A 21,803-nucleotide genomic window follows, 5' to 3' on the forward strand; every position below is an offset into this window, starting at 1 on the left:
GGTTCGCACAGCATCGACGGCATGCTGCATGCCTCTCGCGGACCCAAATCCCAGCGTGGACCGGAACTCCAGGACAGACCCGTGACGCGGCCGATCGCCCAGCTCATCGCGACCTTCTTCGCCCTCATCCTCACAGCCGGCGCGGCGGCAGCGGTGGAAACGCCCTATCTCGTCGCCGATATGGACAGCGGCAAGGTCCTCGCCGAACGCAACGCGCACCAGCTCTGGTATCCGGCTTCGGTCACGAAGTTGATGAATGCCTATGTGGTGTTCAAGGCGCTGCGCGAGGGGCGTGTGACGCTGCAGACCGAGGTGGTGGTCACGCCAGAGGCGCTGGCCGAGCCGCCGAGCAAGATGGGCTTCAAGGTCGGGACCGTGATCGATCTCGACAACGCCCTCAAGATGATGCTCGTCCATTCCTCGAACGATATCGCCGTCGCCGTCGCGCAGACGATCGGCGGCACCGAGCAGAACTACGTCGACATGATGAACGCCGAAGCCGCGCGCCTCGGCATGACCTCGACGCATTTCGTCAATCCGAACGGCTTGCCGGGGCCGGGTCAGGCGACGACGGCGCGCGACCTCGCCGTGCTCGCTCGCGCGCTCTGGACGGAGTTTCCGCAGCAGCGCCCGGTCTTCCAGATCAGCGCCATCAAGTCCGGCAAGCGCGTGCTGAAATCGGCGAACAACCTGCTGGAGCGCTATACGGGGACGCTCGGCCTCAAGACCGGGTTCATCTGCTCCTCCGGCTTCAACATCGTCGCCGTGGCCAAGCGCAACGGCCGGACCCTCGTCGCCGTGGTACTCGGCTCCGACAGCTCCAAGGACCGGGCGGAGCTGACGGCGCGCCTGCTGAACGACGGCTTCTCGAAGCCGATTTCCCTGACGCCGCGCCCGACGCTGGCGAGTTTCCGCGGCTCCTCGCCGGTGCCCTATGCGATCGACATGCGCGATGACGTCTGCGGCAAGCGCAACAAGGGCGAGAACGAGGCCGATGCCGAGAATGCCGGCGGCCCGGTCGCGAGCGCACTCGAGCCGCGCTTCAAGCTGATGGAGCCCGTCGTGGTGACGACGCTCGGCATGCGTACGCCTTCCGGCGACATCAAGGCGGCGGGCGTCGATCCAACCGACAAGCCGGCCGCTCCGGCCAAGCCTGCCAAGAAGAAGGTCGTCAAGAAGAAGGCCTCGCCCGATGCGACGGCCTCGCAGGAAGCGCCCGCGCCGACGCTCGTCGACAGCCCGCCGAAATCCGCGACGAAGAAGGCGGCGAAGCCGTCGTCGAAGATCGAGGTCGGCGTTCCCTTCGATTCGACCGATATCGCGCCTCTGCCGGATGTGCCGGCACCGGCGACGCAGTGAGCGGCGCCGGCGGCCGGCGTCCGCCCATTCCCCTTTCCGTGGTCACGGGCTTCCTCGGTTCGGGCAAGACCACGCTGCTCAACCGGCTTCTGAGCGATCCCGCGCTCGCCGGTACGGCCGTGATCGTGAACGAGTTCGGCGAGGTCGGTCTCGATCAGCTCCTCGTCGGCCAGGCGGATGAGGGGATCGTCGAGCTCTCCTCGGGGTGCCTCTGCTGCACCATCCGCGGCGAGCTGGTGACGACGCTGGAGAACCTGCTGCGCGCGCTCGACAATCACCGCATCGAGCGGCTCGACCGCGTGGTGATCGAGACGACCGGCCTCGCGGATCCCGCGCCGGTGCTGCAGAGCGTTCTGCTGCATCCCTATCTGTCGATCCGCTATCTGCTCGACGGGGTCATCACGGTGCTCGACGCCGCGAATGGCGCCGCGACGCTCGCCAGCCATGCCGAGGCCGCGCGGCAGGTCGCCGTCGCCGACCGGATCGTGCTGACCAAAACGGACATCGCCGATCCCGCAGCGACCATCGCCGCGGCCCGCGTGCTTAACCCGATCGCGCCCATCCTCGACCCCGCGAAGGGCGAGGCGGAAGCGGGTCGCCTGTTCGGGGTCTCACCCTTCTCGACGGAGGGCAAGATCGACGACGTCGCGCTCTGGCTGTCGGCCGGGACCGATGACGGCCACGATCATCACCACGATCACCACCATGATGATCACGGCGGACACCATCACCACGGATCGCATCACCACCATGATGTGAGCCGGCACGATGCGCGCATCCGCAGCTTCGTGCTCCGTCGCGCCGCGCCGATCGGGATCCATGCGCTGGAGGATTTCCTCGGCCGCGTCCTGCGGGCCCATGGCGAACAGCTGCTGCGCATCAAGGGCATCGTCGCGACCACCGAGGATCCGAGCCGGCCGCTCGTGGTCCAGGCGGCGCAGAAGCTGTTTCACCCGCCGGCGCGTCTTCCGGACTGGCCGTCCGGCGACCGGCGGTCAGTGCTCGTCTTCATCGTGCAGGACATGAGCGACGCGGAATCGGACCGGCTTGCCGATGAGTTCGCGGGCATCCCGGCGACGGATCGGGCCGATCTCGAAGTTGCGGCGGCCAATCCCCTCGCGATCCCCGGCTTCGGCGGACGGTTCTGAGTCGCCCGAGGCGGACTTACCAGCTGCCGGCCGGGCTTTCGATGCGGGCCGCACCGATGATCGGGCCGGCAACGCCGCCGGGGCTTTCTTCCTGCAGGATCAGCGCGCAGCCATCCGCGTCGCCCTGATGATATTTGCTCATCGGCAGGTCGACCTTGATCGGCTCGCCGCGCCACATGGCGACGGGCTGCATGCGCCGCACGGCGTTGTAATAGTCGAGGGTCTTGTTGCTGTTCTCGCCGCGCCCGATCGGGACCTGGGCATGGCGGTCATAGAGCACCAGCCAGAGTGTCGCCTTGCGATCGGCCCAGCCCTCGACCTTGCCGACCGAGACGCTGACGGCGTCGCCATTCATCGACACGTCGATCGGCACGAACGGCTTGGCGCTGTGCTCGATCGCTTCCTTGATGGCCTTGTCGTTGCTGCCGATCGCGGGCAGCTGCCCGTTGACGACGACCTGGGGCGTATAGACCTGACGGTCGCCGCGCGCGGCGGCATAGGCCTTCTGGCGATCGGTGAACTCGTGGCTGGCGAGTGTGTCCTTCCAGCCTTGATAGTCCCAATAGTCGACCGAATAGGACAGCGCCACCACGTCGGGCCGCTTGGCATATTCCTCGAGCAGCTCGTCCGCCGGCGGGCAGGAGGAGCAGCCCTGGCTGGTGAACAGCTCGATGACCGCACCGATCTGCCGCTCAGCCGCCGCCGCGCTCGAGGCGAGAGCGGTGCAGATCAGGGCTGCGGCGAGAGCGGGCTTGTGGCTCAGCATGGCGTTGGGCCGGTCCAATGGGTGCGCCGGTCCAAGGCGGCCGGCTTCGATGCAGCTTGATAAGGTTTCCAGCCGATCGCGTACCAGTCAATTCCGGGTGACCGCGCCGGAAAAGGAAAGGGCGGCACCCTTCCAGGTGCCGCCCCCTTGTTGCTTGCCGCCTCAGGCGACCAGATTGCGCAGCACGTATTGCAGGATGCCGCCATTCTTGAAGTAGTCGAGCTCGTCCAGCGTATCGATGCGGCAGAGCAGCGGAACCACCTTCTTGGAGCCGTCGGCAAAGGTGATCTCGGCGTCGAGCATCTGGCGCGGCTTGAGATCGCCGGCGATCCCGCGGATCGTGACCGTCTCGTCGCCCTTGAGGCCGAGCGTCTGCCAGGAGGTGCCCTCCTCGAAGACGAGCGGGACGATGCCCATGCCGACGAGGTTCGAGCGGTGGATGCGCTCGAAGGACTGAGCGACCACGGCGCGCACGCCGAGCAAATTGGTGCCCTTGGCGGCCCAGTCGCGCGACGACCCGGTGCCGTATTCCTTGCCGGCGAAGATCACCAGCGGAACGCCCTCGGCCTTGTACTTCATGGCCGCGTCATAGATCGGCATCTCGACGGCATCCGGATAATGGATGGTGAAGCCGCCTTCCTTGCCGCCCAGCATCTGGTTCTTGATGCGGATATTGGCGAAGGTGCCGCGCATCATCACTTCGTGATTGCCGCGCCGCGTGCCGTACTGGTTGAAGTCGATCACCGCGACGCCGTTGTCGGTCAGGTACTTGCCCGCCGGCGAGGCCGGCTTGATCGAGCCGGCCGGCGAGATGTGGTCCGTGGTGATCGAATCGAGGAAGAGGCCGAGAACGCGTGCGTTCACGACGTCGGTGACGTCGCCCGGCTTGCGGCCCATGCCGACGAAATAGGGCGGGTTCTGCACATAGGTCGACTGGTTGTCCCAGGCATAGGTGTCGCCCTTCGGCGCCTGGATCTTCTGCCAGTTGGCGTCGCCCTTGAACACGTCGGCATATTTCGACTTGAACATCGCCTGGGTGATGTTCTCGGCGATGAACTTGGCGATCTCCTGCGAGGACGGCCAGATGTCCTTGAGATAGACCGGCTGGCCGTCGCTGCCCGTGCCGAGCGGCTCGCTCGTCAGGTCGACCTGCAGCGAACCGGCGAGCGCATAGGCGACGACGAGCGGCGGCGAGGCGAGATAGTTCGCCTTCACGTCGGGATTGACGCGGCCCTCGAAATTGCGATTGCCCGAGAGCACCGCAGCCGCGACCAGATCATGCTCGTTGATCGTGCGCGAGATATCCGGCGGCAGCGGGCCCGAATTCCCGATGCAGGTCGTGCAGCCGAAGCCGACGAGATTGAAGCCGAGCTTGTCGAGATCCTTCTGCAGGCCCGACTTGGTGAGGTACTCCTCGACCACCTGGCTTCCGGGTGCGAGCGAAGTCTTGACCCAGGGCTTGGTCTTCAGGCCCTTGGCGACCGCGTTGCGGGCGAGGAGGCCCGCGCCGATCAGCACCGACGGGTTGGAGGTGTTGGTGCAGGACGTGATCGCGGCGATCGTCACGTCGCCATGGCCGAGGTCGAAATCCGTGCCGGCGACGGCAGCGCGCTTCGCCGCCTCGCCCGGCTTCTTGAATTCGCCCTCGAGAGCGGCCTGGAAGCCGCTCTTGGCGTCGGTGAGCAGGACGCGGTCCTGCGGGCGCTTCGGGCCGGCCAGCGAGGGCAGGACCGAGCCGATGTCGAGCTCGAGCGTGTCGGTGAAGACCGGATCGAGCGTCGACTCGTTCCGCCACAGGCCCTGGGCCTGCGAATACTTCTCGACGAGCGCGACGCGCTGGTCGGCGCGGCCGGTTTCGACGAGATAGTCGATCGTCTCGGAATCGACCGGGAAGAACCCGCAGGTCGCGCCATATTCGGGCGCCATATTGGCGATCGTCGCGCGGTCGGCGAGCGAGAGATGGTTGAGGCCGTCGCCATAGAACTCGACGAACTTGCCGACCACGCCCTTCTTGCGCAGCATCTGCGTGACCGTCAGCACGAGGTCGGTCGCCGTGATGCCTTCCTTCAGCGCGCCGGTCAGCTTGAAGCCGATGACCTCGGGAACCAGCATCGAGATGGGCTGGCCGAGCATGGCCGCCTCGGCCTCGATGCCGCCGACGCCCCAGCCGAGCACGCCGAGGCCGTTGACCATCGTCGTATGGCTGTCGGTGCCGACGAGCGTGTCGGGATAGGCGATCTCGACGCCGTCCTCGCTCTTGGTCCAGACCGTCTGCGCCAGATATTCGAGGTTCACCTGGTGGCAGATGCCGGTGCCCGGCGGCACGACGCGGAAGTTCGAAAAGGCCGACTGGCCCCACTTCAGGAAGCGATAGCGCTCCTGGTTCTGCTCATATTCGCGGTCGACATTCTGCTTGAACGCCGAGGCATTGCCGAAGAAATCGACGACGACGGAATGGTCGATCACAAGGTCGACCGGAACGAGCGGGTTGATCTTCTGCGGATCGCCGCCGAGCGCCACCATCGCGTCGCGCATCGCGGCGAGGTCGACCACGGCGGGGACGCCGGTGAAGTCCTGCATCAGCACGCGGGCGGGGCGGAAGGCGATCTCGCGGTCGCTCTTCTTGGTGACGAGCCATTCGGCGATCGCGCGAATGTCGTCGGCCGTGACCGTGCGCCCGTCTTCGTTGCGCAGCAGGTTCTCGAGCAGCACCTTCAGGGAGAACGGCAGATTGCCGATGCCCGGCAGGCCGTTCTTCTCGGCGTCCGGAAGGCTGAAATAGACGTAGCTCTGGTCGCCGACCTCGAGGGTCTTGCGGGACTTGAAGCTGTCTGGATGCTCGTTGCTCACGATAGAGTCGTCCTCGGTTCGGTCGCGTAACGCCTGGCCGAAGTCGATGCACGAAGCGTGCCCGACCCGGTCGGGCAACCTGAGGGAAGACCACGGAAGCGCACCGCTCGGGTCTGACCTCGGTAGTGACACAGGTCTTGCCGCGACGCAGCAAGCGCCGGGTTGCAGGCCTTATAGTGAATTTCGTAAGGAGAAGCCAGAACAAGGAAACTCGCTGCAGCTGGAACCTTTCGAGACTGCGGCGAGAGGCCGCTCCCACCCGACGGAGGCCCGGTGACACAGCTGGACGTCTCGGATCTCGCCGTCGAACGCGGTGGGAGGCTGATCCTGAGCGACGTGTCGTTCGTGCTGCGGGCCGGGGAACTCATCGTCCTCACGGGGCTCAACGGCGCGGGCAAATCAACGCTGCTGCGCGCCGTGGCCGGCCTGCTGCCGCGATCCGAGGGCGCGATCCGCCTCGTTCCCGACGAGCCGCCGATGGCCGAAGCCTGCCACTATTTCGGTCATCTCGACGCCTTGAAGCCCTCGCTCTCCGTCGCCGACAATCTCGGGCTCTGGACCCGTGTCGCCGGCGCGCCGGGGCTCGCCGTCGAGGAGGCGCTGGCGCGCATCGGCCTCGATGCGCTCGCCGATCTGCCGGCTGCCTATCTCTCGGCGGGACAGAGGCGACGCGTCGGCTTCGCGCGGCTCCTGCTGGTGCGCCGCCCGATCTGGCTGCTCGACGAGCCGACCTCCGCGCTCGACACCGAGGCGGAGCAGGTGTTCGGCGCGCTGCTCGGCCAGCATCTGGCGTCCGGTGGCTCGGCGATCGTGGCGACGCACAGGCCCTTGCCGATCGAGGCGGCCACGGTCCTCCGGCTCGGCGCGGGCGGCATCGCATGAGCCTCTTTCTCGCCCTCGCCGGACGTACGGCCCGTCTTTCGCTCCGCGCCGGTGGCGGCGCCTATAGCGGGCTCGTCTTCTTTCTCTCGGTGGTCGCGGTGGTGCCGTTCGGCGTCGGTCCGGATATGCCGCTGCTCGCACGCATCGGGCCGGCGATGCTGTGGATCGCGGCGTTGCTCGCGACCCTGCTCGGGCTCGACCGCCTGTTTCAGGACGATCGCGACGACGGCTCGCTCGACCATCTGATCCTGTCGGGGATGCCGCTCGAACTGGTCGTGCTCGCCAAGGCGATCGGCCACTGGCTGGCGACGGGCCTGCCATTGGTCATCGGCACGCCGGTCTTCGGCCTGATCCTCGGCCTCAATGCGAACGCTATCGGTCTCGTCGCGCTGACGCTGCTGCTCGGAACGCCGGCCTTGACGCTGATCGGCACGATCGGCGCGGCGCTGATCACCGCAATGCGGCGCGGCGGCCTCGTCGTGGCCGTGCTCGTGCTGCCCTTCACCATCCCCGTGCTGATCTTCGGCGTCGGCACGGTGTCCGGCGCGCTCGGATCGGGCGGGGCCGGAACGCCGCTCATGATCCTCGCAGCGCTGTCGCTCGCCTCGCTCGTCCTCGCCCCGATCGCCGCCGCAGCGGCGCTCCGGGCGGCGCTCGACTAGCCGATCGTCATCAGGCTGGCATTGCCGCCAGCCGCCGCCGTGTTGGTGCTGATCGAGACCTCCTCGACGAGCATTTCGAGCGGGAACACCTCACGTCCCGCCGCGAGGCCTTCGGGCGAGACGGCATGGACCGGAACGATCGGCCCGTTCTGGCCGACAAGTGCGGTGCGCAGGCGAAGCAGTGCGTCGCCGCCGCCCTCGAACAGCACCGCCGCGACGTCGTCGCCATCCCGGTCGAAGGCCGCGCGCACCGGTTCCGGCAGGGCCGCGACGACCGGTTCGTCGTCGACCACGAAGCGGTTGCCGGTCGCGAGCACCGCCGCGATCGCGAGATGAAGCCCCGTCTCGGTTTCGGCTTCGATGCGGATGCGGCCGCGCGGGCGGGTGCGATATTCGTCGCGCTCGCCGACCGGTCCCGCGAGTTCGCGGGGTGCCAGCGGCGGGGCAGCCCGCAGTTGGTCGAGCGCAAGCGCGGCGAGCGCGGCTTTGCCGTTCCCCTCGAGCCAGTCAAGATGCGCCGCGAGCGCCGGGGGCAGGGCGGGCGTCTCGCCGGTCTCCGCGGCCGGCTCCGGAAGCGACAGGCGCAGCAGATAGAGCGGGCCGCCCGCCTTAGGACCGGTGCCCGAAAGCCCGTTGCCGCCGAAGGGCTGCACGCCGACCACCGCGCCGATCATGTTGCGGTTCACATAGATATTGCCGGCGTGGATCGCGCGCGTAGTGGCCGCGATGGTCTCGTCGATGCGGGTGTGGATGCCGAAGGTCAGCCCGTAGCCGGTCGCATTCACATCATCGAGCAGCGCCGGCAGGTCGCTGCGGGCAAAGCGCAGGATATGGAGAACCGGGCCGAACACCTCGTGGTCGACATCCGCAATGGAGCCGATCTCGATCAGCGTCGGCGGCATGAAAGTGCCGGATTCGGCCTCGGCCGGCAGGTCCAGCGCATGGACCGCGAAACCACGTTCCGCCATGGCGCCGACATGGGCGAGCAGCTTGTCGCGCGCCTCGGCGCGGATCACGGGGCAGACATCGGTCGATAGGCGATCCGGCCGGCCGATCGCAAGTTCCGCCATCGCGCCCTTGAGCATGGCGATGGTGCGGTCCGCGACATCCTCCTGGATGCAGAGAATGCGCAGCGCCGAGCAGCGCTGGCCGGCGCTGTCGAAGGCGGACTGGATCACGTCGGCCGTCACCTGTTCGGCCAACGCTGAGGAATCGACGATCATGACGTTCTGGCCGCCGGTCTCGGCGATCAGCGGCACGCCACGACCCTCCGGCGTCAGCCGGCCGGCGAGGCTTGCCTCGATCAGCTTGGCGACCTCCGTCGAGCCGGTGAACATGACGGCGCGCGTCCGCGGATCGGCGACGAGCGCCGCGCCGGTGTCGCCGGCGCCCGGCAGAAGCTGCAGCGCCGCCGGCGGCACCCCGGCCTGGCGCAGGATCCGCACGGCCTCCGCGGCGACCAGCGGCGTCTCCTCGGCGGGCTTGGCCAGCACCGGATTGCCGGCGGCGAGCGCCGCCGCGATCTGGCCGGTGAAGATGGCGAGCGGGAAATTCCACGGGCTGATGCAGACGATAGGCCCGAGCGGGCGGCGATGGGCACAGCTGCGCTCGGCTTCATCGGCATAGAAGCGCAGGAAATCGACGGTCTCGCGCACTTCCGACACCGCATTCGGGATCGTCTTGCCGGCCTCGCGCACCAGAAGGCCGATCAGCGACGGCATCGCCGCCTCGATCCGGTCGGCGCCGCGGCGCAGGATCGCCGCACGCTCCGAAGCCGGTGTGGCGGCCCAGATCGGCGCAATCGCCTCGGCGTGGTCGAAGGCCAGCGCAACGGAGGCCGCATCCGACGCGACGACCGTTCCCACGACGTCGCGCGCATCGGCGGGATTGCGGATCGCCGCGCCCTCGCCGCCGAGAATCTCGCCGCCGACCATCGGCGCCGCCCGCCAGCGCCGGCCCGATTCGCCGACCAGCGTCGCAGCAAGGGAGGCCAGCGTCTGCTCGCTGGAGAGATCGAGCCCGAGCGAATTCTCCCGCCCGCCATAGAGGGCGCGCGGCGCGCGAATCGCCGGATGCGGCGCGCCGACGGGCTCGAGCGCGGCCGCCTGCTCGACCGGATCGGCGATCAGCGCCTCGATCGACACCGATGGATCCGAGATCCGGTTGACGAACGAGGTGTTGGCACCGTTCTCCAGCAGGCGGCGCACCAGATAGGCCAGCAGCGTCTCGTGCGTGCCGACCGGTGCGTAGATGCGGCAGGGCCGGTTCAGCCTGTCCGGCCCGACGACATCCTCGTAGAGCGGCTCGCCCATGCCGTGCAGGCACTGGAACTCATATTGCCCGGCATAGAAATTCGCCCCGGCCAGCTTCATGACGGTCGCGAGCGTCAGTGCGTTGTGGGTCGCGAATTGCGGGAAGATCGCGTCGGGCGCGGCCAGCAGCCGCTTGGCGCAGGCGATGTAGGACACATCGGTGTGGATCTTGCGCGTATAGACCGGGAAGTCTTCGAGCCCGCCCTCCTGTGCCCGCTTGATCTCGCTGTCCCAATAGGCGCCCTTGACGAGGCGCACCATCAACCGGTGCCGGCTGCGGCGGCCGAGATCGATCAGCCAGTCGATGACGAAGGGGCAGCGCTTGCCATAGGCCTGGATGACGAAGCCGATGCCGTTCCAGCCCTCAAGCTCCGGATCGAAGCAGAGCGCCTCAAGGAGATCGAGCGAGAGCTCGAGCCGATCCGCCTCCTCGGCGTCGATGTTGATGCCGATATCATAGCGCCGCGCGAGCAGGGCGAGGCTCTTGAGACGCGGCAGAAGCTCGCTCGCCACGCGCTCGACCTGCGCGCGGGCATAGCGCGGATGCAGCGCCGAGAGCTTGATCGAGATGCCCGGCCCTTCATAGATGCCGCGCCCGCCCGCAGCCTTGCCGATCGCGTGGATCGCCTGTTCATAGGAGGCGAGATAGCGTGCCGCATCGGCCTCGGTCATCGCCGCTTCGCCGAGCATGTCATAGGAATAGCGGAAGCCCTTCGCCTCCAGACGCCGGGCATTCGCCAGCGCCTCGCCGATATTCTGGCCGGTGACGAACTGCTCGCCCATCAGGCGCATGGCGATCTCGACGCCCTTGCGGATGACACCCTCGCCGCCGCGCGTGATCAGCCGCGACAGCGCAGTCGAGAGGCCGGATTCGCTGGCGGTGCCGGTGAGCTTGCCGGTGACGACGAGGCCCCAGGTCGCGGCATTGACGAAGAGAGAGGGGCTCTGCCCGACATGGGCGCGCCAGTCGCCGGCCGCGATCTTGTCGCGGATCAGCGCGTCGCGCGTCGCGCGGTCGGGTATGCGCAGCAGCGCCTCGGCGAGGCACATCAGCGCGACGCCTTCCTGGGTCGAGAGCGCATATTCCCGGATGAGGCCTTCGACACGGCCGCTGCCGGCCTTGGCGCGCAGCCGCTCGACAAGCCCCCGCGCGATCGCCGCGGCATCGGCCCGGACGGCGGGCGGCAGCGTCGCTTCGCTGATCAAAAGCGGCAGGCAGTCGGTCTCGGGGAGGCGCGCGGCTGCGGTGATCCGCGCCCGCAACGGGCTCTGCGGGCGGACCGAGCCGGCCAGGGCGAGGAACGGCCGATCCGGTTCGGCGGGATAAGCGGCATCGCCGGCGCCGCCTTCCGCTTCGGCAATGGCGGCCATCAACCCCTTCTTGGCGAGCCAGTGCGGCGACTTGCCGATCACGTCGGCGGCGGATTTGAGCCGCGCCTTGGTCTCGTCATCGACCTTGATGCCAACCGTGGTGGAACCCATCTGCGCCTCCGCGTTTGCGAAGGCTATACCTTTCGGTCTCGAAAGGAGCAACCGGATCTGGCGCGAACGGCGGCCCGGCAGGATGGGCTGCGGATACCGGTTGCTCCGAATCCGTGTCTTCGGGCCTAGAGGGCTGCCGCTGGGCAATTCGATCGCCCACAGGGCACTTTCGGCGCCGCTGGCGAGTTGCGATGGCGCGGAGGCTGTGCTAACGAACGCGCGGCCTTCGGGCAGGCCATTTTGACGCTTTCAAGGCGCTCAAGAAAATTCCAATCCGATCAACGTGTTGCGATAAGCGACCCCTGGTGGTGCCGGAGCCCGGCGCAAGGTCTGACAGCGAGGTTCAGGTGGCGGAGCAGCAAAGTATCGTCTCAGGAGTGGCCCAGCGCTACGCGTCGGCTCTCTTCGAACTCGCGCTCGAAAGCGGCACGATCGATGCCGTCGAAGCCGATCTGACCCGATTCACTGCTTTGCTGGCCGAGAGCGAGGATCTGACCCGTCTCGTCAAGAGCCCCGTTTTCGCCGCCGAGGATCAGGCCCGTGCGATGTCGGCGGTTCTCGACAAGGCGGGCATCTCCGGCCTGGTCGGCAATTTCGTGAAGGTCGCGGCCAATAATCGTCGCCTGTTCGCCGTGCCCGGCATGATCGTAGCGTTCCGCGCGATGGTTGCCCGTCACCGCGGCGAGGTGACTGCTGAGGTGACGAGCGCCGAGCCGCTCAGCGACGCGCAGACCGCCTCGCTCAAGGATGCGCTCAAGGCGCAGCTCGGCAAGGATGTCACGCTGGCGACGTCCGTCGATCCCGCCCTTCTCGGCGGTCTCGTCGTGAAGGTCGGCAGCCGCATGGTCGACACCTCGCTCCGTTCCAAACTCAATTCCCTTAAGATCGCCATGAAAGAGGTCGGCTGATGGACATCCGCGCCGCAGAAATCTCCGCAATCCTCAAGGAGCAGATCAAGAACTTCGGCTCCGAGGCTCAGGTTTCCGAAGTCGGACAGGTCCTGTCGGTCGGTGACGGCATCGCCCGCATCTACGGTCTCGACAATGTCCAGGCCGGCGAGATGATCGAGTTCCCGAACGGGACCCGAGGCATGGCGCTGAACCTCGAAACCGACAATGTCGGCGTCGTGATCTTCGGTTCCGACCGCGACATCTCCGAGGGCGATACGGTCAAGCGCACCGGCGCGATCGTGGACGTTCCGGTCGGCAAGGGCCTGCTCGGCCGCGTCGTCGACGCGCTCGGTAACCCGATCGACGGCAAGGGCCCGATCGAATACACCGAGCGTCGCCGCGTCGACGTGAAGGCGCCGGGCATCATTCCGCGCAAGTCGGTGCACGAGCCGATGCAGACCGGCCTCAAGGCGATCGACGCCATGATCCCGATCGGCCGCGGCCAGCGCGAGCTCATCATCGGCGATCGCCAGACCGGCAAGACCGCCGTGGCGCTCGACACGATCCTGAACCAGAAGCCGATCAACGAGAGCGGCGACGAGTCGAAGAAGCTCTATTGCGTCTATGTCGCTATCGGGCAGAAGCGCTCCACCGTCGCGCAGTTCGTGAAGGTGCTCGAGGAGCGCGGCGCGCTCGAATATTCGATCATCATCGCGGCCACCGCCTCCGACCCGGCGCCGATGCAGTACCTGGCGCCCTTCGCCGGCTGCGCCATGGGCGAGTTCTTCCGCGACAACGGCATGCATGCCCTGATCGTCTATGACGATCTCTCCAAGCAGGCCGTGGCCTACCGCCAGATGTCGCTGCTGCTCCGCCGTCCGCCGGGCCGCGAAGCCTATCCGGGTGACGTTTTCTACCTGCATTCGCGCCTGCTCGAGCGCGCGGCCAAGCTGAACGACGACAATGGCAATGGTTCGCTGACGGCGCTGCCGATCATCGAGACGCAGGCCAACGACGTGTCGGCCTACATTCCGACCAACGTGATCTCGATCACCGACGGCCAGATCTTCCTCGAGACGGACCTCTTCTACCAGGGCATCCGTCCGGCGGTGAACGTCGGTCTGTCGGTGTCGCGCGTCGGCTCCGCCGCGCAGATCAAGGCGATGAAGCAGGTTGCCGGCCCGATCAAGGGCGAGCTGTCGCAGTACCGCGAGATGGCGGCGTTCGCGCAGTTCGGCTCCGACCTCGACGCGACGACGCAGCGCCTGCTGAATCGTGGCGCCCGCCTGACCGAACTCCTGAAGCAGCCGCAGTTCTCGCCGCTGAAGGTCGAGGAGCAGGTCGCGGTGATCTTCGCCGGCGTGAACGGCTATCTCGACAAGCTCCAGGTCAGCCAGGTCGGCCCCTTCGAGCAGGCCCTGCTCACCTCGCTGCGCACCGAGCACAAGGACCTGCTCGATGCGATCCGCGACAAGCGCGAGCTGAACGACGAGATCCGCGGCAAGCTCAAGGCCGCCCTCGACGCCTTCTCGAAGAACTACGCCTGAAGCTGAAGGTCGGGCTGGCGCGATGAGCGCGCCGGCCCTCCCTCGCCTCGACAGGGACGCTCATGCCGAGCCTTAAGGACCTACGAAACCGCATCGCCTCGGTTAAGGCGACGCAGAAGATCACCAAGGCGATGCAGATGGTCGCCGCGGCGAAGCTTCGCCGTGCGCAGGCCGCGGCCGAGGCCGCGCGTCCCTATGCCGAGCGCATGAGCGTGGTGCTGTCGAATGTCGCAGCCGGCGTCGCTGGCCGCGCCGATGCACCGCGCCTTCTCGCGGGAACCGGCTCGGACGCGACGCATCTCCTGATCGTCTGCACCGCCGAGCGCGGCCTCTGCGGCGCGTTCAATTCCTCGATCGCGCGTCTGGCGCGCGATCAGGCGATCGCCCTGCAGCGCGACGGCAAGATCGTGAAGATCCTCTGCGTCGGCAAGAAGGGCTATGATCTGCTCCGCCGCCAGTTCAAGGACCAGATCATTGAGCTGGTGGAGCTGCGCTCCGTCCGTCAGATCGGCTTCAACGAGGCCGAGCAGATCGGCCGCAAGGTGCTGTCGCTCTACCAGAAGGGCGAGTTCGACGTCGCGACGCTGTTCTATGCGAAGTTCCGCTCCGTCATCCAGCAGCTGCCCACCGCGCAGCAGATCATCCCGGCCGAGGTGACGGCCGCGGAAGAGGCTGACGGCGCAAAGGTCATCTACGAATACGAGCCCGACGAAGCCGCGATCCTCGAGGATCTGCTGCCGCGCAACGTCTCGATCCAGATCCTGTCTGCTCTGCTCGAGAACGTCGCTTCCGAGATGGGCGCCAAGATGTCGGCGATGGATAATGCCACGCGCAATGCCGGCGAGATGATCAAGAAGTACACGCTCCGTTACAACCGGACGCGCCAGGCGATGATCACCAAGGAACTGATCGAAATCATCTCGGGCGCCGAGGCGCTCTGACCGGATTCTTGAAGAGGTTGAACACCATGGCGAACACCAATCAGCAGACCGGTCATTCGGGCCACATCACGCAGGTCATCGGCGCCGTTGTCGACGTTCAGTTCGAAGGCCATCTGCCCGCCATCCTGAACGCGCTCGAGACCGAGAACAACGGCAACCGTCTCGTGCTCGAGGTCGCCCAGCATCTCGGCGAGTCGACGGTGCGCTGCATCGCCATGGACGTGTCGGAAGGCCTCGTGCGCGGCCAGCCCGTGCGCGACACCGGCGCTCCGATCCAGGTTCCGGTCGGTATCGGCACGCTCGGCCGCATCATGAACGTGATCGGCGAGCCGATCGACGAGGCCGGCCCGGTTGACGCGGAGGGCCTGCGCCCGATCCACGCCCCGGCCCCGAGCTATTCCGAGCAGTCGACCGAAGGTCAGATCCTCGTCACCGGCATCAAGGTCGTCGACCTGCTGGCGCCTTACGCCAAGGGCGGCAAGATCGGCCTGTTCGGCGGCGCCGGCGTCGGCAAGACGGTGCTGATCCAGGAGCTGATCAACAACGTCGCCAAGGTTCACGGCGGCTATTCGGTGTTCGCCGGCGTCGGCGAGCGGACCCGCGAGGGCAACGACCTCTATCACGAGTTCATCGATTCCAAGGTGAACGCCGATCCGCATGACAAGGACTCGAACGTCAAGTCCAAGTGCGCGCTGGTGTTCGGCCAGATGAACGAGCCGCCGGGCGCCCGCGCCCGCGTCGCGCTGACCGGCCTGACCGTCGCCGAGCATTTCCGCGACCAGGGCCAGGACGTGCTGTTCTTCGTCGACAACATCTTCCGCTTCACCCAGGCGGGTTCGGAAGTGTCGGCTCTGCTCGGCCGTATCCCGTCGGCGGTGGGCTACCAGCCGACGCTCGCGACCGACATGGGCCAGTTGCAGGAGCGCATCACCACCACCCACAAGGGTTCGATCACCTCGGTGCAGGCCATCTACGTGCCCGCCGACGATCTGACCGACCCGGCGCCGGCCACCTCCTTCGCCCACCTCGACGCGACGACGGTGCTTTCGCGCGCCATCTCCGAGAAGGGCATCTACCCGGCCGTGGATCCGCTCGACTCGACCTCGCGCATGCTGACGCCGGCGATCGTCGGCGAGGAGCACTATGCGGTCGCCCGTCGCGTGCAGCAGATCCTGCAGCGCTACAAGGCGCTCCAGGACATCATCGCGATCCTGGGCATGGACGAGCTGTCGGAAGAGGACAAGCTCACCGTGGCCCGCGCCCGTAAGATCGAGCGCTTCCTGTCGCAGCCCTTCGACGTCGCCGAGGCCTTCACGGGTTCGCCGGGCGTCCAGGTCCGCATCGAGGACACGATCAAGGGCTTTAAGGGCCTCTGCAACGGCGACTACGACCACCTCCCGGAAGCCGCCTTCTACATGGTCGGCACGATCGAGGAAGCCGTCGCCAAGGCGAAGAAGCTCGCTGCGGCGGCCTGATCGCGCGACGACGCGTCACTGCGCGGCCGGCTCGTTCCGGCGGCGCAGCGGCGCCGACAGGTTAGTTTGAAGCGTGCCATCGCCTCGCGCGGTGGCCGCTCGGCAGGAGCAAGCGCCACATGGCCGAACCGTTTTCCTTCGAACTCGTCTCGCCGGAGCGGCTGCTCTTCTCGGAGCAGGTGCTCGCGGTCGTGGTGCCGGGCACCGAGGGCGAGTTCACGGTGCTGAAGAACATGGCGCCGTTCATGTCGACCATCAAGCCGGGCGTGATCACCGTCACGCCGGTCTCCGGCACGAGCCAGCGATACTTCATCCGCGGCGGCTTCGCCGATGTCAGCCCCACGGGTCTGACCATCCTGGCCGAGCAGGCGGTTCCGGTCGAGAGCCTCGATCCGAATCTGATCGCGACGGAGATCAAGAACGCCGAGGAAGACCTCGCCGACGCCACGGATGACGAGGCCAAGTCGGCCGCTGCGCAGAAGATCGCGCAGCTCAAGGAAGCCCAGGCTGCGCTGGCGCACTGAGCCACCGACAAGGCATCGACGTGATTGCGGCCGCCCATCGGGCGGCCGTTTCGTTTGGGGGCTTCGAACTGACGGTACGCGTTACGGCGCCAGATGGCGGAAGGCCGCCACGACCTTCTCATAGACCTTGCGCTTGAACGGCACGATCAGCTGCGGCAGTTCCTCGAGCCGCTCCCAGCGCCAGGAGATGAACTCGGCCTCGAAGGCGCCGCCGCCGGGCGAGAGGACGTCGATCTCGCGCTCCTCGCCCTCGAAGCGGAAGGCGAACCACTTCTGGCGCTGGCCGCGATACTTGCCCTTGAGCGCCACGCCGACCAGCTCCGGCGGCAGGTCGTAGTCGAACCAGCCCTCGGCCTCCTCGATCAGCGCCACCGATTGGATGTTGGTTTCTTCATAGAGCTCGCGCCGCGCGGCCGGCAGCGGGTCCTCGCCGGGATCGATACCGCCCTGCGGCAATTGCCAGACCGGATCGCCGGCGACCAGCTCGGCATTGGGCGAGCGCTCGCCGATGAAGACGAGCCCGGCGGCGTTGAAGACGACGACGCCGACGCAGGGGCGATAGGGCAGGGTCGAAGGATCGATCGGCTTCTTCTTGGACATCGCATCCGGCCTCCAGCGCCGGCGCCGGCAACTTAGAGCGTTTTCGGGCGAAGGGAAGTCCGCTTCGCGACAACGCCGCGACCGGCCGGGCTGCGCCGATCAGGGATCGCGGATGATGACCTGGCCGGAGGGATCGTCGGCCGGTTCGGCGGGCGGCGGGGGAGCTGGGAGGACCGCCGGAACGGTCGGAAGTTGCTGGCGGAGGACGGGCTGCCCGCCATCGGGATCATGGAACACGATCGCCCAGCCCACGACGAAACCAACGAGGCCGAGCGACAGGGCGAGCGCGATCGGCCAGATGCGCCAGCGCATGGCGCGGCGGTCGCGATCCAATCCGAGAGGGGCGGAATAGTCGTCCGGCAAGCGCTGCTCCGGAACCCTGTGCTGGAATGCGGCAGGACGTAGCGTGGCCCGCCTGTCTGTCGGGGGCCGCTATCCCTGCGGCGCGGCCACGGCAGCCGGCGCATGACGCTGTGGTAGGCCGCGGCCGGCAGAAAAGCGGCGCCTCAGGGGCGCCGCTCGTTCGCTGCTCAGTTCGGGACGACCGCCTTGGGGTCCGGCGGGAAGGCGCTATTGGCGACCTTGCCGTCGAGCAGGCCGATCGCCTGCTGCAGCTGCTTGTCGTCCTTCGCCTCCGGCGGCACATAGGCCTGCGAGCCGCCGCCCTCGGCGCCACCCGCCTCGTTGGTCAGGTGACCCTTGAGCGAAGCCTCGCCCTTGGTGTCAGTGACCTGGTCCTTCAGCTCCGGCGGCAGGTCCTGCAGCACCTGGATATCCGGATCGATGCCCTTGGCCTGGATCGACCGGCCCGACGGCGTGTAGTAGCGCGCCGTCGTGAGACGGATGGCGCCGTTCGAGCCGAGCGGGATGATCGTCTGGACCGAGCCCTTGCCGAAGGAGCGCGTGCCGAGAATGGTCGCGCGCTTCTGGTCCTGGAGGGCACCGGCGACGATCTCGGACGCCGAGGCCGAGCCGCCATTGATGAGCACGATGACCGGCTTGCCGTCGGAGAGATCGCCCGGCCGCGCATCGTAGCGCGTGTTCTGGTCGGAATGGCGCCCGCGAGTCGCGACGATCTCGCCCTTGTCGAGGAACGCATCGCCCACGGCCACCGCCTGGTCGAGCAGGCCGCCGGGGTTGTTGCGGAGATCGAGGATGTAGCCCTTGATCTTGTCGCGGCCGATCTCGTTGTCGAGCTTATCGATCGCGCTCTTCAGCCCGTCGAAGGTCTGCTCGTTGAAGGAGGAGATGCGGATATAGCCGATGTCGCCTTCGGGACGCGACTTGACCGACTGGATGCGGATCACGTCGCGGACGATCTTGACGTCGAAGGGCTTGGCGACGCCCTTGCGCTGGATCTGCAGCGTGATCGGCGTGTTGACCGCGCCGCGCATCTTCTCGACGGCCTGGTTCAGGTTCATGTTCTGAACCGCATCGCCGTCGATCGCGACGATCAGGTCGCCCGCCTGGATGCCGGCCTTCTGCGCCGGGGTGTCGTCGATGGGCGACACGACCTTGACGGCGCCGTCCTCCATCGTGACCTCGATGCCGAGCCCGCCGAACTCGCCGCGGGTCTGCACCTGCATGTCCTTAAACTCTTTCGCATTCATATAGCTTGAATGCGGGTCCAGCGACGTCAGCATGCCGTTGACGGCGGCTTCGACGAGCGCCGAATCCTCGGGCTTCTCGACATAGTCGGAGCGCACCCGTTCGAACACGTCGCCGAACAGGTTGAGCTGCCGGTACGTGTCGGAAACGGCGGCGTGCGCCACGCCGGGCACCAGATCCGGCATCTGGCTCAGCGTTACCGTGGCCGCGGCGCCGATGATCGTGCCGGCCAGGAGCAGGGTAGCATTACGAATCATCCGCCAACCTTTTCGTCGTTGGATCGCGCCCACCATGGGGCCGGGTCGATCGAGGTTCCGTCTTTTCTGAATTCGACATAGAGCACGGGCTGCGTAGCGCCAATACCGTCGACATTGTTGCTGGCCAAAAGTCGCGATCCCATGACCGCGACCGGTTCGCCTGCCAGCACGAACTGTCCAAGTTCGACGTCGATCCGCTCCATTCCTGCCAACAACACATGATATCCGCCGCCGGCGTTGATGATCAAGAGTTGTCCGTAGGAACGGAACGGGCCGGCATAGACGACCCAGCCATCCGAAGGCGACGAAACACCGGCATCGGCGCGCGTCGCCATCGAAATTCCCTGCGTGATGCCGCCGAGGCCGTCCGGCACGCCGAAGCCCCTGACCTCGGTGCCGTTGACCGGGCGCGGCAGCATGCCCTTCGTGCTGGCGAAGGCGACGGCGGGCGCGATGCGGTTCGGCGCGCCGAGATTGGAGGGCTGCGCCGGCGCCTTTCCGGATTCGACCGCCGCCCGGTTGTCCGCCTCGGCCTGCTTCGCCGAGGCTGCGGCGTCGGCCGAAGCCGCGATCTGGTCCTCGAGGCTCGCGATCAGGTCCTTGAGACTGGTCGCCTTCTTGGCGAGCTCTTCCGAGCGGGCCTGCTCCGCGACCAGCTGATCCTGCGACGCGGTTCGGGCCTTCTTCTTTTCCTCCACCAGCAGCTGGATGCGCGTGCGCTCCTCGGCGAGGGCGCTGGCATCGGCCCGCATGCGGTCGCGCTCGCGCTGCTGCTCGGCCTTGAGCGCCACGAGATGGTTGAGGTCGTCGGCGAGTGATGTCGCCTCGGTCCGCAGTTCCGGCACGACGGAGCCGAGCAGCATCGCGCTGCGCACGGCGGAAAGGGCATCCTGCGGTCGGACGACGATCGCCGGCGGCGGCTTGCGGCCCATGCGCTGCAGCGCGGCCAACACATTGGCGAGAACGCCGCGCCGGGCTACGAGCGAATCGCGAACCGTCTTCTCCTCGTCGAGGAGGCTGCTCATGCGCTTTTCGGCGTCGTCGATCTTCTTTTCGAGTTCCTGGGCGCGATCGCCCGTGTCGACCAGAGCCGTATTGAGCGAGGTGCTGTCCTGCTCGAGCCTGGCGATCTCGGCCTGCAGCGCGTCCTGGCGCTCCTTGGTGACCTCGATGTCATGCGTGATCGCGTCGAGCTCGGCGCGGCGGGCGCTCTGTTCGGCGGCGGCCGCCGATCCGGGCGCCGGCGCCGGCACGTCCTGCGCCATCGCCGAATTCATCCCGAGCATCATCACGGCCGCCATGGCGGCGGCCTGGAAGGATGACGTGGAATTCGAGCAGCGTCGCACGTTATGAGGAACCGAGAGAAGCGTTCGGCCGGCCGCTCGCAGCGGCCCTGCGGGCCGGCTGTCTATACACCGCCGCCTTTCATCCATGCTCGGCAATTGCGGCCGAAGCGCGACGGATCATTCGCGATGATAAGGGTGGCCCGAGAGAATGGTCACCGCGCGATAGACCTGCTCGGCGAGCAGGAGGCGGACGATCTGGTGCGGCCAGGTCATCGGCCCGAAGGCGAGCAGTTCATCGGCGCGGGCCCTGATCGCGGCGCCGTGCCCATCGGCGCCGCCGATGGCGAAGACGAGGTCGGGGACGCCGTCGTCACGCAGGCGCCCGATGCGGCGGGCGAAGTCGGCGCTGGTGGGCGCCGTGCCGCGTTCATCGAGCACGACCAACCGCGCGCCCTTGGGCAGCGCGTTCAGCATGGTCGTGGCTTCCTGGTCCATGCGGTCTTCCGCACGGCCGGCCCGGCTCTCAGAAAATTCGCGCGCGCTCACATCCAGCCCGAGACTGCGGCCGGCGAGTTTGGCGCGCTCGACATAGCGCTCGATCAGAAGGCTGTCGGGACCCGACTTGAGCCGCCCGATCGCGAAGACTGCTACACGCATCGTCCGTCCGGCGCTCAGCCGGCGTTCGGCTCCGTCACGCTGCGAAGGCCGGTCGCCTTCGGCGCGTCGGCCGTCCACATCTTCTCGATGTTGTAGAAGGTGCGGACTTCCGGACGGAAGACGTGCACGATCACGTCGCCCGCGTCGATGAGCACCCAGTCACAATGGGGTGTGCCCTCAATGCTGGAGACGCGTCCGCCGGCTTCCTCGATGTCGCGGGCGATATGGTCCGCGATCGCGCCGACGTGACGTTGCGAACGGCCCGTGGCGACGACCATGTAGTCCGCCAGCGCCGATTTGCCCGCAATGTCGATGGACACGATTTCCTCGGCCTTCGAATCGTCGAGGCTTTCGAGGACAGTCTTCAGGACGTCATCCGCCGCAATCTGCCGGCGCACAGCCGTCCGCTGAGGAACGCGCTCAGGCGCGGCCTCGGTTTGAATTGCCGTCGTCAGTGGTTCTTCCTTTCGCCATGGGGCGCATCTGGCCTTTCGAGATGGCCGGAACAGAACGCTAACCCATGCAGCTTTTGCCGCATGTTCAAAAGATAGGCACGA

The 21,803-nt window shown here is 67.2% G+C and carries 18 protein-coding genes; 9 read left to right on the plus strand and 9 right to left on the minus strand.

Features of this window, described 5'->3' with window-relative positions; translation table 11 throughout:
- Nucleotides 1-81: 81 nt before the first annotated feature.
- Both GGR25_RS24730 and GGR25_RS25020 read left to right on the plus strand, forming a co-directional pair.
- Complete coding sequence (locus GGR25_RS24730) at nucleotides 82-1,359, plus strand: serine hydrolase (RefSeq protein WP_183399103.1); 1,278 nt, start codon at nucleotides 82-84, stop codon at nucleotides 1,357-1,359.
- A complete protein-coding gene (locus GGR25_RS25020; protein WP_183399104.1) occupies nucleotides 1,356-2,507 on the plus strand; it encodes a GTP-binding protein in 1,152 nt (383 codons plus the stop codon). The genes GGR25_RS24730 and GGR25_RS25020 overlap by 4 nt, the downstream gene beginning before the upstream one ends.
- A 16-nt stretch (nucleotides 2,508-2,523) precedes the next feature.
- Here the strand turns inward: GGR25_RS25020 and GGR25_RS12470 are convergent, their stop codons facing one another.
- Together GGR25_RS12470 and acnA are read right to left on the minus strand one after the other, a co-directional pair.
- The gene (locus GGR25_RS12470; RefSeq protein WP_183399105.1) at nucleotides 2,524-3,273 is read right to left on the minus strand and encodes a DUF1223 domain-containing protein; all 750 of its coding nucleotides are present in this window, start codon (nucleotides 3,271-3,273) and stop codon (nucleotides 2,524-2,526) included.
- A gap of 162 nt (nucleotides 3,274-3,435) precedes the next feature.
- The gene (gene acnA, locus GGR25_RS12475; protein ID WP_183399106.1) at nucleotides 3,436-6,123 is read right to left on the minus strand and encodes an aconitate hydratase AcnA; all 2,688 of its coding nucleotides are present in this window, start codon (nucleotides 6,121-6,123) and stop codon (nucleotides 3,436-3,438) included.
- A 273-nt stretch (nucleotides 6,124-6,396) separates the two neighbouring features.
- Here acnA and ccmA point away from each other — a divergent pair, with 273 nt between their 5' ends.
- Together ccmA and ccmB are read left to right on the plus strand one after the other, a co-directional pair.
- Nucleotides 6,397-7,005: a heme ABC exporter ATP-binding protein CcmA gene (ccmA, locus tag GGR25_RS12480; protein ID WP_183399107.1), complete on the plus strand. Its 609-nt coding sequence runs from the start codon at nucleotides 6,397-6,399 to the stop codon at nucleotides 7,003-7,005.
- Nucleotides 7,002-7,667 (plus strand): heme exporter protein CcmB, encoded by a 666-nt coding sequence (gene ccmB / locus GGR25_RS12485; protein ID WP_183399108.1) that lies wholly within the window; start codon nucleotides 7,002-7,004, stop codon nucleotides 7,665-7,667. Before ccmA ends, ccmB begins: the two co-directional genes overlap by 4 nt.
- Here the strand turns inward: ccmB and putA are convergent.
- Nucleotides 7,664-11,461, minus strand: coding sequence for a trifunctional transcriptional regulator/proline dehydrogenase/L-glutamate gamma-semialdehyde dehydrogenase (gene putA / locus GGR25_RS12490; RefSeq protein WP_183399109.1), 3,798 nt, complete (start codon nucleotides 11,459-11,461; stop codon nucleotides 7,664-7,666). The genes ccmB and putA overlap by 4 nt on opposite strands.
- A gap of 347 nt (nucleotides 11,462-11,808) precedes the next feature.
- Between putA and GGR25_RS12495 the strand changes: the two genes are divergently transcribed.
- The 5 genes from GGR25_RS12495 to GGR25_RS12515 all read left to right on the plus strand — a co-directional run bounded on the left by GGR25_RS12495 (nucleotide 11,809) and on the right by GGR25_RS12515 (nucleotide 16,838).
- Complete coding sequence (locus GGR25_RS12495) at nucleotides 11,809-12,369, plus strand: F0F1 ATP synthase subunit delta (protein ID WP_183399110.1); 561 nt, start codon at nucleotides 11,809-11,811, stop codon at nucleotides 12,367-12,369.
- Entirely contained in the window at nucleotides 12,369-13,898 is a 1,530-nt protein-coding gene (gene atpA / locus GGR25_RS12500) for a F0F1 ATP synthase subunit alpha (protein ID WP_183399111.1), read from the plus strand. Before GGR25_RS12495 ends, atpA begins: the two co-directional genes overlap by 1 nt.
- 62 nt (nucleotides 13,899-13,960) lie before the next feature.
- On the plus strand, nucleotides 13,961-14,839 hold the full coding sequence (locus tag GGR25_RS12505; protein ID WP_183399112.1) for a F0F1 ATP synthase subunit gamma: 879 nt from the start codon (nucleotides 13,961-13,963) through the stop codon (nucleotides 14,837-14,839).
- Nucleotides 14,840-14,865: 26 nt separating this feature from the next.
- Nucleotides 14,866-16,314, plus strand: coding sequence for a F0F1 ATP synthase subunit beta (gene atpD, locus GGR25_RS12510; RefSeq protein WP_183399113.1), 1,449 nt, complete (start codon nucleotides 14,866-14,868; stop codon nucleotides 16,312-16,314).
- Between the two features lie 119 nt (nucleotides 16,315-16,433).
- On the plus strand, nucleotides 16,434-16,838 hold the full coding sequence (locus tag GGR25_RS12515) for a F0F1 ATP synthase subunit epsilon (protein ID WP_183399114.1): 405 nt from the start codon (nucleotides 16,434-16,436) through the stop codon (nucleotides 16,836-16,838).
- A gap of 81 nt (nucleotides 16,839-16,919) precedes the next feature.
- Here the strand turns inward: GGR25_RS12515 and GGR25_RS12520 are convergent, their stop codons facing one another.
- The 6 genes from GGR25_RS12520 to rsfS form a co-directional block, all read right to left on the minus strand.
- Nucleotides 16,920-17,438: an RNA pyrophosphohydrolase gene (locus GGR25_RS12520; protein WP_183399115.1), complete on the minus strand. Its 519-nt coding sequence runs from the start codon at nucleotides 17,436-17,438 to the stop codon at nucleotides 16,920-16,922.
- A 99-nt stretch (nucleotides 17,439-17,537) separates the two neighbouring features.
- Nucleotides 17,538-17,801 (minus strand): hypothetical protein, encoded by a 264-nt coding sequence (locus GGR25_RS12525; RefSeq protein ID WP_183399116.1) that lies wholly within the window; start codon nucleotides 17,799-17,801, stop codon nucleotides 17,538-17,540.
- Between the two features lie 167 nt (nucleotides 17,802-17,968).
- On the minus strand, nucleotides 17,969-19,303 hold the full coding sequence (locus tag GGR25_RS12530) for a S41 family peptidase (RefSeq protein WP_183399117.1): 1,335 nt from the start codon (nucleotides 19,301-19,303) through the stop codon (nucleotides 17,969-17,971).
- On the minus strand, nucleotides 19,300-20,592 hold the full coding sequence (locus GGR25_RS12535) for a murein hydrolase activator EnvC family protein (RefSeq protein WP_246409603.1): 1,293 nt from the start codon (nucleotides 20,590-20,592) through the stop codon (nucleotides 19,300-19,302). Before GGR25_RS12535 ends, GGR25_RS12530 begins: the two co-directional genes overlap by 4 nt.
- A gap of 174 nt (nucleotides 20,593-20,766) precedes the next feature.
- Entirely contained in the window at nucleotides 20,767-21,246 is a 480-nt protein-coding gene (gene rlmH, locus GGR25_RS12540; RefSeq protein WP_183399119.1) for a 23S rRNA (pseudouridine(1915)-N(3))-methyltransferase RlmH, read from the minus strand.
- 14 nt (nucleotides 21,247-21,260) lie between these two features.
- The gene (gene rsfS, locus GGR25_RS12545) at nucleotides 21,261-21,644 is read right to left on the minus strand and encodes a ribosome silencing factor (protein ID WP_183399120.1); all 384 of its coding nucleotides are present in this window, start codon (nucleotides 21,642-21,644) and stop codon (nucleotides 21,261-21,263) included.
- Nucleotides 21,645-21,803 lie beyond the last annotated feature (159 nt).

It is taken from the genome of Kaistia hirudinis, assembly GCF_014196455.1.
Classification (GTDB): Bacteria; Pseudomonadota; Alphaproteobacteria; order Rhizobiales; family Kaistiaceae; genus Kaistia; species Kaistia hirudinis.